This is a genomic window from Rhodovulum sp. P5, assembly GCF_002079305.1.
Lineage (GTDB): Bacteria > Pseudomonadota > Alphaproteobacteria > Rhodobacterales > Rhodobacteraceae > Rhodovulum.
Window position 1 is genome coordinate 3225786 of the sequence record NZ_CP015039.1, and the last position, 15877, is coordinate 3241662.

16 protein-coding genes are annotated in these 15877 nt (G+C 62.5%); 1 reads left to right on the forward strand and 15 read right to left on the reverse strand.

Annotated elements, in window-relative coordinates; genetic code table 11:
- From RGUI_RS15355 to RGUI_RS15395, 9 genes are all read right to left on the reverse strand, one after another.
- Positions 1-1428, reverse strand: a complete 1428-nt coding sequence (locus RGUI_RS15355) for a CpaF family protein (protein ID WP_081534557.1) — start codon at positions 1426-1428, stop codon at positions 1-3.
- A gap of 16 nt (positions 1429-1444) precedes the next feature.
- Positions 1445-2695 carry an AAA family ATPase gene (locus RGUI_RS15360; RefSeq protein WP_081536119.1) on the reverse strand — a complete coding sequence of 417 codons (1251 nt, stop codon included), beginning with the start codon at positions 2693-2695 and terminating at the stop codon, positions 1445-1447.
- 205 nt (positions 2696-2900) lie between these two features.
- The gene (locus tag RGUI_RS15365; RefSeq protein ID WP_081534559.1) at positions 2901-3503 is read right to left on the reverse strand and encodes an OmpA family protein; all 603 of its coding nucleotides are present in this window, start codon (positions 3501-3503) and stop codon (positions 2901-2903) included.
- 5 nt (positions 3504-3508) lie between these two features.
- Positions 3509-4879 (reverse strand): type II and III secretion system protein family protein, encoded by a 1371-nt coding sequence (locus tag RGUI_RS15370; RefSeq protein ID WP_081534561.1) that lies wholly within the window; start codon positions 4877-4879, stop codon positions 3509-3511.
- Between the two features lie 206 nt (positions 4880-5085).
- Positions 5086-5922: a Flp pilus assembly protein CpaB gene (cpaB, locus tag RGUI_RS15375; RefSeq protein WP_081534563.1), complete on the reverse strand. Its 837-nt coding sequence runs from the start codon at positions 5920-5922 to the stop codon at positions 5086-5088.
- Between the two features lie 242 nt (positions 5923-6164).
- The gene (locus tag RGUI_RS15380; RefSeq protein WP_081534565.1) at positions 6165-6377 is read right to left on the reverse strand and encodes a hypothetical protein; all 213 of its coding nucleotides are present in this window, start codon (positions 6375-6377) and stop codon (positions 6165-6167) included.
- 310 nt (positions 6378-6687) lie between these two features.
- Positions 6688-7689: an SLAC1 anion channel family protein gene (locus RGUI_RS15385; protein WP_081534567.1), complete on the reverse strand. Its 1002-nt coding sequence runs from the start codon at positions 7687-7689 to the stop codon at positions 6688-6690.
- Positions 7690-7711: 22 nt separating this feature from the next.
- Positions 7712-8068, reverse strand: a complete 357-nt coding sequence (locus RGUI_RS15390; RefSeq protein WP_081534569.1) for a DUF5368 domain-containing protein — start codon at positions 8066-8068, stop codon at positions 7712-7714.
- Between the two features lie 12 nt (positions 8069-8080).
- Entirely contained in the window at positions 8081-9400 is a 1320-nt protein-coding gene (locus RGUI_RS15395; protein WP_081534571.1) for an FAD/NAD(P)-binding oxidoreductase, read from the reverse strand.
- A gap of 341 nt (positions 9401-9741) precedes the next feature.
- Between RGUI_RS15395 and RGUI_RS15400 the strand changes: the two genes are divergently transcribed.
- The gene (locus RGUI_RS15400) at positions 9742-10140 is read left to right on the forward strand and encodes a hypothetical protein (protein ID WP_081534573.1); all 399 of its coding nucleotides are present in this window, start codon (positions 9742-9744) and stop codon (positions 10138-10140) included.
- An 89-nt stretch (positions 10141-10229) separates the two neighbouring features.
- Here RGUI_RS15400 and RGUI_RS15405 read toward each other — a convergent pair whose 3' ends face one another.
- From RGUI_RS15405 to topA, 6 genes are all read right to left on the reverse strand, one after another.
- The gene (locus tag RGUI_RS15405; RefSeq protein ID WP_081534575.1) at positions 10230-10859 is read right to left on the reverse strand and encodes a 3-oxoacid CoA-transferase subunit B; all 630 of its coding nucleotides are present in this window, start codon (positions 10857-10859) and stop codon (positions 10230-10232) included.
- Positions 10859-11053, reverse strand: coding sequence for a hypothetical protein (locus tag RGUI_RS15410; protein WP_081534577.1), 195 nt, complete (start codon positions 11051-11053; stop codon positions 10859-10861). The genes RGUI_RS15405 and RGUI_RS15410 overlap by 1 nt, the downstream gene beginning before the upstream one ends.
- Before the next feature lie 14 nt (positions 11054-11067).
- Positions 11068-11763, reverse strand: coding sequence for a CoA transferase subunit A (locus RGUI_RS15415; protein ID WP_081534579.1), 696 nt, complete (start codon positions 11761-11763; stop codon positions 11068-11070).
- A gap of 143 nt (positions 11764-11906) precedes the next feature.
- Positions 11907-12389 (reverse strand): hypothetical protein, encoded by a 483-nt coding sequence (locus tag RGUI_RS15420; protein ID WP_081534581.1) that lies wholly within the window; start codon positions 12387-12389, stop codon positions 11907-11909.
- A 108-nt stretch (positions 12390-12497) separates the two neighbouring features.
- A complete protein-coding gene (locus RGUI_RS15425) occupies positions 12498-13055 on the reverse strand; it encodes a L,D-transpeptidase (protein WP_081534583.1) in 558 nt (185 codons plus the stop codon).
- A 94-nt stretch (positions 13056-13149) separates the two neighbouring features.
- Positions 13150-15753 (reverse strand): type I DNA topoisomerase, encoded by a 2604-nt coding sequence (topA, locus tag RGUI_RS15430; protein ID WP_081534585.1) that lies wholly within the window; start codon positions 15751-15753, stop codon positions 13150-13152.
- Positions 15754-15877: the final 124 nt, after the last annotated feature.

The window sequence follows — 15877 nt, forward strand, 5'->3', positions numbered from 1 at the left end:
TCAACCTCCCATATTCGGCTCGAACAGGCTTGCGGGCAGGTCGTCTCCCCACTGGCGGAACCGGTCGGAATAGTGGCTGCGCACGCCCGTGGCGGTGAAGCGGCCGATGATCTTGCCGTCTGCCTCCAGCCCAAGGCGTTCGTAGCGGAAGATTTCCTGCATCGAGATCACCTCGCCCTCCATGCCCGTCACCTCGGTGATCGACACCATCCGGCGAGAGCCGTCCTGCAGGCGGCTGGCCTGCACGATCAGGTTGACGGCGGAGGCGACCTGGCTGCGCACGGCCTTCAACGGCATCTCGATCCCGGCCATCGCGATCATGTTCTCAAGGCGGCTGACCGCGTCGCGCGCGTTGTTGGCGTGGATCGTGGTCATCGATCCGTCATGGCCGGTGTTCATCGCCTGCAGCATGTCGATGACTTCCTCGCCCCGAGTTTCGCCGACGATGATCCGGTCGGGCCGCATCCTGAGCGCGTTCTTCAGGCAATCGCGCTGGCTGACCGCGCCTTTGCCCTCGACATTGGGAGGGCGGCTTTCCATGCGTCCCACATGGGTCTGCTGCAGTTGCAGTTCGGCGGTATCCTCGATGGTCAGGATGCGTTCGGCATCGTCAATGAACGAAGACAGGGCGTTCAGCGTCGTCGTCTTGCCCGAGCCCGTGCCGCCCGAGACGATGATGTTCAACCGACACGCCACCGCGGCCTGAAGATAGGCGGCCATCTCCTCGGTGAAGGCGCCGAAACGGACCAGATCGCCGATCCCCAGCTTGTCCTTCTTGAACTTGCGGATCGAGACCAGGCTGCCATCGACGGCAATCGGTGGCACCATCGCGTTGAAGCGGGACCCGTCCGCAAGCCGGGCATCGACATAGGGGTTCGATTCATCGACGCGGCGGCCCACCGCCGAGACGATCTTGTCGATGATCCTTAGCAGGTGCTTTTCGTTCTGGAACGTGATGTCGGTCAGTTGCAGCTTGCCGCCCCGTTCGACGAAGATCTGCTTGGGCCCGTTGACGAGGATGTCGTTGACCGTGTCGTCCTTCAGCAGCGGCTCCAACGGTCCAAGGCCCACGACCTCGTCGAAGAGTTCCTGGTTCAACTGGGCGCGGTCTTCCCGGTTGAGGACGACGCCGAGTTCGTCCAGCCCTTCGCCCGAAATGGCATTGATTTCGGTGCGCAGATCCTGTTCGTCGGCATGTTCCAGCGCGGCGAGATTGAGGTCTTCCAGAAGACGTTTGTGCAGTTCGATCTTGAGTTCGCCCAGACGTTCGCGGCGCTTGCGTTCCTTGTCGGACACGGGGGCGGCGTCGGCAGGCGCGGTGGCGGGAAGCGGCGCTGTCGTAGGGGAGAGCGTCGGCCCCGACGTATCCTTCTGTCTGGCTGCGGGCTCCGCCGCCTGCATGTCGGTCTTTCTGTACCTTGAAAACATCGGGTCTGCTTTCCCCTCAACTCTCTGCGTGGGCGGCCTGTGCGGTCAATTCGAACAATGAGACTGCGAGCTTTTGTATTTCACGGCGCAAGGGCGATTTTCCGGCGCTGTTTGCCAGGGGCACGCCCTCATCGCCCGATTGGGCGACCATCTTGCCGCTGTCCGGCAGAAGAATGTCGATAGCGATATCCAGGCTTTCGGCCATGCGCTTCACCCGGCTTCTGGCCGAAAGCTCGGAACGTTTCGGTGCCCGGTTCATGGCAAAGCGCAGCCGTTCGAAAGGCAGTTCCTCCGCCCGGAGCGCTCGGATGAGCCGGACCGTGTTCTGGGCCGAGCGCATGTCGAGTTCCAGCAAGGCGAAGTAGAGGCTGGCCTTGGTCAGAACGGCTTCGCTCCACTGAACCAGCGTTGTGGGCATGTCCACGATCACGAAGTCGAACTGCCCCCGGGCCATGTCGATCAGCGTCCTGACGTCGTCCGACGAGATCAGGTCCAGCGGCAGGATGTCGGCCGGCGCGGTGAGAACATGCAGGTCGTTGCCGTAGGTTTGCAGCGCCTGCATGAAGCTATCGCTGTCCATTGCCGAGATATCGGACAGCAGTTCGAAGACGGCCTCTTTGCGGGGAAGGTCCAGATAGGTCGCGACGGAACCGAATTGCAGATCCAGATCGATCAGGCAGACACGCTTGTCGCGGTCTTTCGCCGCCAGGGTCAGTTCCCAGGCCAGGTTCACCGCGAAGGTCGAGGCGCCGACACCCCCGGCAAGACCGTGGACCGGCAGGACCACGCCGTCGCGGTCCGGTTTCGAAGCGGTGGCCCGTCTGTGTGCGGCTTCTGCGGCGGCGGGCGGCGGCGGGTCGGCGCGCCTTGCGCGGTCGATGGCGTCGTGCAGGGCCCCTTCGGGCAGGGGATAAGGGACGAAATCGTCGGCCCCTTCCCGCATCAGCTGGTGCAGGGCGATGGGGCTGACATCCTTGACCACCACGATGACCTTGACGCCGTTGGACTTCGCCGTCCTGACGACGCGGCCCAGAAAGCCAATGTTCTCTTCATCCTCGCCATCGACGGCAATCGCGATGAATTCGAGCCCAGCCGCTTCGGGGTGATCGAAAAAGTCGATGATGTCCTGAAGGCCGAGGTCCCCCCAGTTTTCACCAAGCTCCGCCCCCATATCCTCGACAAGGAGGTCGAAGTTGCGGATATCGCGCGACACGGTACAGGCGGCGATCGGTGCGGGATCGGGATGCAACGCGGCCGTCCTTGTCATCTTTTCCATTCCTGCCTTGGGCACAGACGCCCCGGTCGCGCGCGCCGGGGTTTGTCTGAACGCAGGCGACTCGCCCACCTGCGCACGGCTTTGGTCAGTGAAGAAACATGGCGCGCAAAATGGGCGACATTAGGGCCCATCGCGCGGAATTGTTTGAAAATTGGCAATGCCCCTTTGTGACCGGTACGGCACCGGTCGCGTCGAGTTATTCGTCGCCTTGTTTCTGGACCCGACCGATATAGCGGTTCCGGTAGGCGCTATGCATGTAGGTCCCATCGTGGATCATCCGGTGGGGCGCGACAAAGCCCGCAACCTCGGTAACCGTCCGGCGGTTGCGCCGTTCGCGCCCTTCGGTGACGATCAGCGGTTGCGTGTCGCCGTAGGACACGACTGCCTCCAGCCGGTTGCGCGCGATGCCCCGCGATACGAGGAAGTCGACGGCCGCCTGTGCCCGGCGCAGACCGAGGCGTTTGTTGTATGCGGGCGTGCCGACCTTGTCGGTATGGCCGTAGACGCGTATCCGGGCATAGGGGTATTGCTGCAACCATGCGGCCTGTTGCGCCAGCGCGGCACGGGCCATGTCGTCAAGCGCTGCGCTGTCAAAGGCGAAGGTGATCATGCTGGGCACCTCGGCGGCAAAGCGGCGCGTCATCTCGATGGCCAGTGTGCGGTCGCCGGACATGGTGAGCGTGTTGTTCAGCGTGGGCGTCCCGAAATGCCCCTCGTCGAGACTGGCACCGACTTCCGCTTCGCAGCCGGACAGGGCGACGGCGGTACACAAGGCAAGCAGTTTCAGGCGTGTGCGCATGGGGCCTACTCCATCACATAGCCATAGGGGCCGCGGAAATCCTGCCGGGCAATTTCGCCAGCCGCCCCCTGGGTCGGGGCATTCGGCGTCCCCATCCTGCCGAACAGGAAGAAATCCCGCTCGCTGGCGGGGCGCAGCCGGTCGGTGGGCAGGGCCAAAGCCTCGCCCCGGGTCGGGGTCACAAGGTGGGCGGTCACGATGATGACCAGTTCGCTCTGGTCACGCTGGTAGTCGGCGCTGCGGAACAGCGCGCCCAGCACGGGAACATCGCCGATCCACGGCACCTGCGTGGCAAGGCTTGTGAAATCGTCCTGCAGAAGACCCGCGATGGCGAAGCTTTCGCCGTCGTGAAGTTCGATCGTCGTTTCCGTCTTGCGGCTGGAAAACCCGCTGATCGTCAGCCCGCCGCTGCTGAAGGTGACGGACGGGTCGATATTGCTGACCTCGGCCTCCATCTGCAGGTTGATGTTCTCGCCAACGACATTGGGCATGAAGTCCAGCGAAACGCCGAAGGGCCTGAATTCGACCGAGACATTTCCGTCCTGACCTAGGACCGGAATGGGATAGTCGCCGCCGGCAAGGAAGCTGGCATTGTGGCCGGACAGCGCGGTGAGGTTCGGCTCCGCCAGCGTCCGGATGAACCCCTTCGTCTCCATCGCCTCAAGCAGCAGGTTGAACTGCATGACACCGGCCTGCCCGCCGATCTGGAATATGCCGGCGCCTGTTGCCGCCGTGGTCAGCGCATTCGCCTGAAACGTCGTGTCACCCCCGTCGACCTGACCGCTGACCCCGAAATTCGCACCAAGGCTCTTCGCGACGGAGCGGTTCATTTCGGCGAACCGGACATTCAGCATGACCTGCTGGCTTCCGGCCACGGACATCATGTTGGAGACCTTCTTGGGCGCATATCGCTCTGCCAGCCCCATGGCCCGGTCGATCACCTGCGGGGAACTCACCGTGCCGGACAGAACAAGCCCGTCATTGGCGGCCCGCACCTCGACCGGTTCGCCGGGCAGGATCTCGCGCAGCCGTTCCTTGAGTTCGCTTATATCCAGCGTGACGCGGACTTCGACATTGGCAAGAAGCTGCCCTTCGGCCCCCAAAAGCGTCAGCGTGGTGCGGCCCGGTGCCTTGCCGAGGACATAGATGCTGCGGTCCGACAAGGTCGAGATGTCCGCGATCGCGGGGTTGGAGATGGACAGTTCCGCGAAGATCTCTTCGCTCTCGACGATCACGGCACGGTTTACGGGCACGTTCAGTTTGCCCGAGGATGTGGCCCCCATCGTTCGAAGGGCTTGTGCCTCGGGCGAAGAAGGTTGCGCAAAAGCTGCGCAAAGGCCAACAAGGCCTGCCGCAAGCAAGCGTGTCGCTCTCATGTGATCCTGCCTTTCCGATCACGCCTCGGGCCGGGTCTTTCGCCCGGTTTGCATGCAATGATGCTAGAAGTTGTGCAGTCTTGCAACGATCAGCCAAAGGGGGAGCCTTGTGCCTGTGTGCATCAGGCAACATCAGGGCGCCTAGGTGACAGACCGCGCACCGGGCGTCGGGCGCGGTCTGTCGCGGATTTGGTTCGGCCGAGAGGTCAGTTCGTGCAGGGGATCGGCATGTCGACAACTTCCGACCCGCGGCGGGTGCGGATGGTGCAGACCTGCGCCTGCTCCTGCGCGATCACGGGGGCGTCTTCGATGCCCAGAAGGATGTTCTGGTCTACTTCCACCGCCTCTGCCACGACGTCATCATAGGCGCCGACAAGCGACAGGGACAGGCGCCCGGTGGATTGTGCCTGCGCGAGTGCCGCAACCTGCTGCGGTGTCGCCTCGACCGTGATGGTGCGCGCGACCTTGGGTTTCATCGTGTCCTCGTCGGCGATCTGATCGACGGCGATCAGCCTTATGCCGGTATCGATCAACTTGGTCACCTGCCGGCCTTGCGCATGTCCCGTCCAGTAGACATCCACCTTGTCGCCCGGGCGAAGGAATCCCGAAACGCCGGAGGTCACGTCGACGCGGATCGCGAAGGCCCGCATGCCGCGGCCAAGCCGCGAGGTGATGCCGGCATCGGCCCCGGGTTCGGTGACCTTGACCCTCAACAGCGGCTCGCCGGCCTCCATCGCCCGCAAGACGGTTCGGAATTGCGGCCCACCCTTCGGAAACAGGTCTTCGGCGGTCTGGAACGTCCCCTCTGGCATCGATGCCGTCGGCCAATGCACTCGGCGCAGATCATCAAGGGTAATCTGCTGGCCATAGCGCAATGTCGTCTTGGCCACGACCACCGGTTCGACCTTGATTTGTTTGGCACGGGCGGCCCGCTCTGCCGCCAGTTCGGTTTCGTACTGGCCGATATAGGTCTGCGCCATGTAGACAGCGAAGCCCGCCAGACCGAGCCCAATGACGAGGACAAGTCCGAACATCAGACGCATGGCTTATCCTTTCCGTTGTCGTGTTTTAAAATACCAGTCGCGCGGCTTAAGATGTGTGGCCTTTTATAGTAGCGCCCGATTGCGGCGAAACGCCGATACTTGCTTGCCGGGCGGAGGGCTGTTGGTGAAAGGCATTGGTGCTATTTGTGCCCGCGGTTTGATATTAAGGCCGTGTAGAAAACACAGGCCGCATCTTTTGGATGCGGCCCATCACAAGTGAAAGTTCATTTCACAGTGTCATGTTATTCTTCGAAGCCGAGCGTGCCGAGATCGACGATTTCAGCGCCGGTCAGCGAAGCCTGGATCTTGCCCGCCATGCTTGTCACGCCGCCCTGCACGGTGCTGAGCACCGCAACGCCAAGACCAACGATCGCAGCGGTCAGGACGACCCAGTCCACGGTCACGGCGCCAGATTCATCGTCGCGGAAATTCTTGATGCGTTCGAACAGTTTCATGTGATCCCTCCAGAAGGATGCTCGCCTATTTCACCTTGCCCTTTCGACGTTTTGCGGGAGCGAATTCATCGCGATCCGCATTCGCCTTGGCATGCCTATATAAGGCCACTCGAATCGGGCGAGAGTTTGGCTCAGGCTTGTCAATTTACGAGATATGAGAGGAATTCGCGGAATGGTCCGCAAATATACAAAAAATGGAAACAAATTTGCGGCTTTTGCGCGATGAGGCGTGGTGTGCCGGCCGCCTGTGGGACGCCATGAAAAAGGCGGCACCTGTCAATGCCGCCTTTCCGCTCGTACGCCGTTCCGATTATTCGGGTTGGCAGATCTCGCGCCGCCCGATGGCGATGGCCGTCCGGACCAGCAGGAAGGCGATCACGACCACCAGCAGGCCAAGCAGTCCGCCGCCCAGATACTGATGAAACTGCGACCCGGTCTTCATCGAGTACAGGAACGTCGCAATGGTCAGCGCGGCCAGCGGGAACGACAACGCCCAGAAGGACAGGGCGAAGGGCAGCCGCAGGATCTTCGGCAGCTGCGTCGCCACGATCAGCGCGAAGACATAGGCCGCGTTGATCAGGACCCGCGCCATGTCGTCCAGTTCCACCGCGGCGCCGTGCATCCGAACCCATGAGATAAACCCGACGGCCGGCGGGGCGATCAGGATCACCAGCGTCGGCTGCAAACGGCTGGGCAGCGGGTCATGGAAGGTCAGCCGGTTCATCACCAGCGCCAGCATGACGACCCAGAACAGAATGCCGCCCGAGAAGAACAGCCAGGAGATATCCATATAGCCCAGTTGAACCCCGGCGATGGGGACAAGGATATTGCCTACAGGCGGAATGAACCATGCCGCGCTCAGATGGCCGGGTTTGAAGTGGCGGTGGCCGATCCAGTCGGAAATGACCAACAGCGACAGGATACCCTGCAACGTGGTGCCCGCGATCCAGAGCGGTTCGGCGATATCACGATACCCGTCACCCAGCAAAGCGATGGACATCAGGATCATGGAGATCGAGATCGTCGGGAAGAAGGCCAGACGCACGGGGTGATGCCATTCCCAAGCGGCCATCTTGAAATGGAACATCACCTTGAGCAGGTAGCCCAGCGCGACAATGCCAAGCAGCCCTGCCGAGGCATACATGACATAATGCGAATAGTGGTACTGCGCGGGGATCGGCAGGGCGGTCTCGCCCGCATGCAGCGCGAGTGTCAGGCCAAACATGCCCATCACCGTCGCGAAGAAGGTGATGGGGTAATGGGCCAGGCGGCTTTCCTGCGCGCCGGTTTCGATGTCAGCAGATGTGCTCATCCGGTTGGAGCCTCCTTGCTCATTAACGGTCCTCCTCGGGCCGCCGCATGAATGCCTGAACCACGTAGGCCAGGAAGATCAGGCCGCCCGCCCCCGCAACCCCGGTCAGTGTCAGCACAATCAGATCGATCGGTCCCCCGATGTCGGAGAACCCCGAATTCGTCATGTACTGCACGAACAGGATCGCGGCCAATGCCCCGATTGGTGCCGTCAGTTCGGCACGCGCAAGATAGCGGCCGACGATGCTGCGGTCACGAATCAAAACAAAGATGAATGCGAAAGTAATCAATAGCGCGACCAGAACCATAGACCAAAAAAGCGCGGTCCCGAACATTTCCTGGAAGACAGCGATCAAAGTTTCGAGAGTGAGTTCCTTCATCGTTGCGTCTCCTTACGCTTTGCCGCGCAGCATGGCGTTGTAGGTGGCTTTCAGGGCGACTTCCTTCATCAGCCATGAAATCCAGAGTTCTTCCAGCGGCGCGATGACACCGGGGAAGGAGGGGGTGAGGTTGTTGCGATAGTCGAACTCCACCAGCATCGCGCGGCCCACCCGCGTGATCATCGGGCAGGAGGTGTAGCCGTTGTAGATCGCGGGACTGATGCGGCCCTCGATATCGGCGACAAGGTGATCTTCGACCACCGGCACCTGCCATTTGACCGAGGCCGCTGTCTTGCCCTTGGGTACGCCGGCCACGTCACCCACGGCAAAGACGTTGCGATAGCGCGCATGGCGCAGCGTTTCCTTGTCGACCTCGGCCCAGCCTTCGTTCACCCATTTGCCGTCTTGCCAGGGCAGGGGCGAGTTGCGGATTACGTCGGGCGCCACCATCGGCGGAATGACATTGGTGAAGTCGTAGTCGATTTCCTGATCGCCTTCGGGCGTGTCGAAAGTCAGGATCTTCTTGCCCGGGTCGATGGCCTTGAGCTTGTGGTCATAGCAGGGGCGCACGCCACGGTCCTCGAACAGCATCCGGACCTTTTCGTTCACGATCGGGACAGAGAAGAAGCCGCCGTTATGGGCGGCGTAGTGGATTTCGACCCGACCGCGGCTGCCCTTCTTGCGGGCATAGTCATCGGTCAGGAAGGTGTATTTCAGCGGCGCGCCCGCGCATTTCATTTCGGTCGCCGGGCGGTAGAAGACCGCCTTGCCGCCCTCGTCGGTGAAGCGGTCCATCGCGCCCCAGGTCGCGGCGGCCTGTTCCGGGCCCGCATAGACCGCGCCGATGCCGTTGGTGCCGACAAGGTTCATGTCGAACCCTTCGATGGCGTCCCAGTCAAGCTTCAGGCCTGTGGCGAGGATCAGGAAATCATAAGCAATCGTCTTGCCGCCGGTGGTGACGATCTTGTTGCCCTCCGGGTCGATCTCGGCGGCGCCCTCCGCCACCCACTCGACCCCGCGCGGCAGCCATTCCTGTGTGCCGGACACGGAGTAGTTGGCGGGTTTCAGCCCCGACGCGATCAGCGTGAAGCCGGGCTGGTACAGATGCCGCTTGCGCCCGTCAACGATGGTGATCTTGGCGCCGTCCAGCCGTTCGACCAACCGGTTGGCCATGGCCGTGCCCGCCGCGCCAGCGCCAAGAATGACGATCCGCGCCTTGGTCTTGACCTTGTCGGCACGCGCCGGGCCGGTGGCGCCTGCCAGCGCCAGACCGCCCGCGGCCATGCCGAGGAAGGCCCGCCGCGAGGGGGTGAAATCGTAGGGGGCTGTCATGCGTCTCCTCCACCTTAACATTCGAATAGTTGCATGTGTCGGTCGTCGTATATTCACAACGATTACCCATGTCAAAGACTCATCTTTGGTGAGGGACAGATTCTGGTGGGGTCCGGGGCGGATTTCAGGCGCAATGACGTCGGCCGGTGCCGAGGCCAGAACGTCAAGGTCTGTCACTCATCCGTGTTGGATATACGCTGTCAACGCGATGTGCATTCCCGCACCTTTCTCACCTCAATCTCACCGTTCTGTGCATTTAAAGGGAGCGTGTTTGGGTGCATCTCTTGCGCATCGGACGGCGCAAGTCTTCCGACTGACCAACCGAAGAACCACAAAGAGAAATGGAGTTCGATATGAAACGTCTTGTTCTTGCTTCCGCACTTGCCATGTCCGTCGCGGCGCCCGCCCTTGCCGACGGGGTGAACACCCTGAACGCCTCGACGATGAGCCAAGCCAGCGGCATGACCGCAGACATCCTGCGCAACGCAGCGCGGTCCAGCGACGACGGCATCGACCGGTTGTTCGCTGACGACATTGCTGCGCCGGGGGAAGTGGCCAAGCCCGTCAATGCTCGGGCGGCGCGCATCCTGAAAGAAGGGGCGCTGGCGAGCGACGATGGGATCGACCGTTTGAGCGCCGGCAAGAAGTACGGCACATCCTTTACCGGCGAACCCGTAAGTGCGCGCATCAAGGCGATCCTCAACCCGCCGAGCATCAACCGTGACGGCGAGAACAGCTGATCATGCGCGCCGAAGACCGTGCGGGGAGTAGATGTTCATCTCCCCGCACATGAGAGAAACCGCCCGGCCCCAAGGGCCGGGCGTTTAGATCAGTCAACGATCGTGGCTTCGGTGGCCGCCCGGATCTCGTCCTCGCTCACGCCCTCGGCGCATTCGACGATCTTCAGGCCACCTTCCACGACATCCAGCACGCCCAGATTGGTGATGATGCGGTCCACGACGCCGGTGCCGGTCAGGGGCAGGCTGCATTCCTTCAACAGCTTGCTGTCTCCATGCTTGTTGGTGTGGTCCATCACGACCACCACGCGGCGCACCCCGGCGACAAGGTCCATCGCGCCGCCCATCCCCTTGACCAGTTTGCCGGGGATCATCCAGTTGGCGAGGTCCCCTTGTTCCGACACTTCCATCGCGCCCAGGATCGCCATCGCGATCTTGCCGCCGCGGATCATGCCAAAGCTTTGCGCGCTGTCGAAATAGGCCGAATGGGCCAGTTCGGTGATCGTCTGCTTGCCGGCATTGATAAGGTCTGGGTCGACCTCGTCCTCGGTCGGGAAGGGGCCGAGGCCCAGCATCCCGTTTTCCGATTGCAGCGTGACATGCACGCCGTCGGGGATGTGGTTGGCCACCAGCGTCGGGATACCGATGCCAAGGTTCACATACATCCCGTCTTTCAGTTCCTGCGCGGCGCGTGCCGCGATCTGGTTACGGTCCCAGGGCATCAATTGTTCTCCTGTTCGTTTCTGGTCGCGAGGCTTGCCATCAACTGCGCCGTCTGCGTCACCAGCAATGGTATCTCTTTTGTCGTCTCAGAGCCGAAATGACCGTCGGCCACGCGTTGCGCCACTGCGAGGAACTCCGCCGCCTCGTCTCCCAGGGCGGCGACACCTTCGAAAAATTCGTCTGGACTTGCCATGGCAACGCCGCTGACTAAGCCGCGCGGGTGGTGCGCTGTTCGATCCGTTTCTCGTGCTGCCCCTTGATCAGGCGGTGCACGTAGATGCCGGGCAGGTGGATGTGGTCGGGGTCAAGCTCTCCCGGCTGCACGATCTCCTCCACCTCGCAGACGCAGACCTTGCCGCACATCGCGGCGGGCGGGTTGAAGTTGCGGGCCGTCTTGCGGAAGACAAGGTTGCCGGTGGTGTCGGCCTTCCATGCCTTGACGATCGACAGATCGGCCACGATCCCGCGTTCCAGGATATAGGTTTCGCCGTCGAAGTCCTTGTGCTCCTTGCCCTCGGCGATCTGGGTGCCGACGCCTGTCTTCGTGTAGAAGCCGGGGATGCCGCAACCGCCCGCGCGCATGCGTTCGGCGAGCGTCCCTTGCGGGTTGAATTCCAGTTCCAGTTCGCCGGACAGGTATTGCCGCATGAACTCGGCATTCTCGCCGACATAGGAGGAGATCATCTTTTTCACCTGCCGGGTTTGCAGCAGGATGCCGATGCCGAACTCGTCGACGCCGGCGTTGTTGGAGGCAAAGGTCAGGTCCTTGGTGCCCGCCTGTTTGATCGCCTCGATCAGCAACTCCGGAATGCCGCAGAGCCCAAAGCCGCCCGCGGCGATGAACATGCCGTCGAACAGCAGGCCGTCCAGCGCCTCCTCCGCGCTGCCATACACCTTGTCCATGAAACGCTCCCTGTCTGGTCCTTTGGCAAAAGTTGTGGCGAAGGGGCAGGGGGGAGTCAACGGAGTGCTGCGGATGCGAGAGGTGCGTTCGGTGGGGCCGGAGACTGGAAGCGCCGCAACCATTTACAGCGGGGCGCGCGGTATCACCTTGGCGCGTGGCCGTCTTCGTTGACCAAGAGCAACACCTTTTTCCGTTCGCCGGGTGAAAGTTCCTTGATCACAGACAGCACGCGCTTGATCTGGTCCGGAGTGAGGTCACGGTTTCTTACATCCACCACAACGACGTGGATGCCGGATTTTTGGGATGTATGCCGTTTCAGGCTCGCCCTGAAGTTATCGAACTGGGTCTCGAAGAACGCGTGCCGGGGAGGAGAGCAATCGTCGTAAACCTTGTCGACGGCCCCGCCCGCGCCGCGGCTAACCCAATCGCCGCCGATGTTCTTCTGGCTCCGTTCCAATCGCTTGCCAAGGACGTGTTCCAGTGCATTGGCGGTGTTTGCCTCGTTCGAGCGGTAAGCCCCTTCGCCCTGGCCGCCCTGATCCGGGTCCAAGCCGAGATGGCGCAGGTGAAGGAGGCGGACAAGCCGGGAACGTCCTTCCTTCAATTGTGTTTCCTCATTTGCCATTTTCGCCCTCCATATCCCTTGGCGGAGGGTACCACTCTCGCAGGACTCGAGCAATCTGGACGGGTATTGCTGGGCGTCGCTTTGTCCGTTCGGGATATGCCGGTTCGCTCAGATGATCCGCACCTGCGCGCCCACCGGCGTGATCGCGAAAAGCTCTGCGATCATCTCGTTGTAAAGCCCGATGCAGCCATCGGAGGAGGGGCGCCCGATCTTGCGCGTGTCATGGGTGCCGTGGATCAGGTAGGCGGGCCAGGACAGGTACATCGCATGGGTGCCCAGCGGGTTGCCCGGCCCTGGCGGCATATAGCGAAGGTCGGGATTTCGTTCGAGCATCGACGCCGTTGGTGTCCAGTCGGGGCCGACCTTCTTGCGGGTGACGCGGGTATAGCCGCGCTTGGTCAACGCGTCGCTGATCGGTACGGAGGTCGGGTAGACGCGGTAATCCTCTCCGTCCCCGCTCCAGAAATGCAGGGCGCGGGCGGGCGTGTCGGCCACGATCGCGGCCGGGCCCAATGTGTCGAAGTGATCGCGCCAGTCCTGTCGCCGGAACATCGCCGTATTGCGACGGGCAAAGCCCGTGGTCTCCGCCCGCAAGATCGCCGGGGCCGCAACGCAATACCCAACGGCGACCAGCGCCGCGCGCCGGGACATCTTTATCGAAGTCATGTGACTGCCTTTTTCTGCTCGCCCCCTCACACTGGCGCTGCGATGCAGAAATGGCCAATCACTTGCGTTCACCGACAGGTGCGCAGGCGCGGCGTCAGGACGCCTCGTCGCTGTCCTGCGCTTCCTTGGTGGTCTTTTTCTTGGTCGTGGTCTTCTTGGCGGTGGTCTTTTTTGCTGCCGGCTTCTTCGTCGCGGCACTTTTCGCCGCCGGTTTCTTGCCGCCCTTCTTGGAAGCCTTCTCGGCGATCAGTTGCACGGCCATTTCCATGGTCACGTCGGCGGGTTCAACGCCCTTGGGCAGGGTCGCATTGACCTTCTCCCATTTCACATAGGGGCCATAGCGGCCGTCCATGACGTTGACCGCGCCGCCGCTTTCGGGATGCTCGCCCAGTTCGCGGAGCGGTTTGGCGGTCGTGCCGCGCCCGCGGGTCTTTTTCTGCGCCAGCAATTCCACCGCGCGGTTCATGCCGACGGTGAACACCTCCTCCACATCGGGAAGGTTGGCGTATTTCTTGCCGTGTTTTACGAAGGGGCCGTAGCGGCCGATCCCGGCCTCCACCACCTCGCCGTCCTCGGGGTGCGGGCCGATTTCGCGCGGCAGGGACAGAAGCATCAGGGCCTTTTCAAGGTCGATCTCCTCGGGCGCCCAGCCCTTGGGCAGGCTGGCGCGCGGGGGTTTCGGCTCTTCCTCGGTCGGCTCTCCGCGCTGGACATAGGGGCCGAAGCGCCCGACGCGGAGCGTGATCTCGTCCTCGCCATCATGGCCCAGAACCTTGCCGTCAAGCTCTGCCGTGGCGTCATCGGTGGGCGCCGACAGGGGCCGCGTGAACCGGCATTCGGGGTAGTTGGTGCAGCCGATGAACGCGCCGCCGGAGCGCGCTGTTTTCAGGTTCAGCCGCCCGATGCCGCATTTGGGGCAGATGCGCGGGTCGGTCCCATCCTCGCGCGGGGGGTAGAGATGGGGCGCCAGAACCTCGTCGATCTTTTCCAGCACTTCGGTAATGCGCAGATCGGCCGTTTCGGCGATGGCGGCCGAGAAATCCTTCCAGAAGCGGCTGAGGACATCCAGGTAGGCGCGTTCCCCGGCCGAGACGTCATCCAGTTCGTCTTCCAGGTTGGCGGTGAATTCATAGCCCACATAGCGGCGGAAATAGTTGGTCAGGAACGCCGTCACCAGACGCCCCTTGTCCTCGGGGATCAGGCGGTTCTTGTCCTTGCGGACGTAGCCGCGATCCTGAATCGTCGTGACGATCGAGGCGTAGGTGGAGGGCCGGCCGATCCCCAGTTCCTCCATCCGCTTGACCAGCGTCGCCTCGGTGTAGCGGGGCGGGGGCTGGGTGAAATGCTGTTCCGGGGTGATGCCCTGTTTGGCCGCGGCCTCGCCTTCCATGATCTGGGGCAGGCGCTTGTCTTCGTCGTCCACGACGTCGTCGCGGCCTTCTTCGTAGACCTTCAGGAAGCCGTCGAACAACACCACCTGACCGGTCGCCCGCAGCACCACCTGCTTGTCGCCACTTTCCACATCCACGGTCGTGCGTTCCAGCCGGGCGGCCTCCATCTGGCTGGCGAGCGTCCGTTTCCAGATCAGATCGTAGAGCTTGCGCTGGTCGTCATCGGAAACCTTCAGCTTTCCGGCGTCCCGGGTCATGTCGGTGGGCCGGATACACTCGTGCGCCTCTTGGGCGTTCTTGGCCTTGTTCTTGTACATCCGCGGGCTTTTCGGGACGTACTCTTCCCCGTAGCGGTCCTTGATCGAGTCGCGGGCGGCCATCACCGCCTCGGGCGCCATGTCGATCCCGTCGGTCCGCATATAGGTGATATAGCCAGCCTCATAGAGCCGCTGCGCAGATTGCATGGTCTGGCGCGCGCCGAAGCCGAATTTCCGGCTGGCCTCTTGCTGGAGCGTCGAGGTCATGAAGGGCGGGGCGGGGTTGCGGTTGGCCGGTTTCGCTTCGACAGAGGCGACGGTGAACTCGCGGCTGCTGATCGCCTGAACGGCCAGTTCCGCGGCGGTCTCGTTCTCGATGTCGTATTTGTCGAGCTTCTTGCCGCCCAGAACGGTCAGCCGCGCCTCATAGGTCTGGCCGCGGGGCGTGGCGAAGACCGCCTTGACCGTCCAGTATTCGCGGGCGCGAAACGCCTCGATCTCCATCTCGCGCTCGACGATCAGGCGCAGGCAGACCGATTGCACGCGGCCCGCCGATTTCGCGCCTGGCAGCTTGCGCCACAGCACGGGCGACAGGTTGAAACCAACGAGGTAGTCCAGCGCACGGCGGGCCAGATAGGCGTGGACCAGCGGCTCATCGATGTCGCGGGGGTTCTTCATCGCCTCGGTCACCGCGGATTTGGTGATGGCGTTGAAGACCACGCGCTTGACGTCGGTGCTTTTCTTGATCGCGCGGCGTTTGCGCAGGGTTTCCTCAAGGTGCCAGGAAATCGCCTCGCCCTCGCGGTCGGGGTCGGTGGCGAGGATCAGCGCGTCGTCGTCCTTCAGCGCGTCGGCGATCGCCTTTACATGCTTGCGGGAGTCCGTCGCGACCTCCCATGTCATCTCGAAATCATGCTCGGGGTCGACCGAACCGTCCTTTGGCGGCAGGTCGCGGACATGGCCGTAGGACGCCAGAACCGTGTAGTCATCGCCCAGATATTTGTTGATTGTCTTGGCTTTGGCCGGGGACTCGACGACGACGACGGGCATGAAGATCCTTTCGACTCGGGGGAAGAGGTCGGCGGCGCTAGATGTGGCCGGTGCGACGGGTTTGTCAATGCGGGCATCCCGTAACTTGTCCCCTTGCCCCGTCTTTTGGGCAGGGGAACAGGGC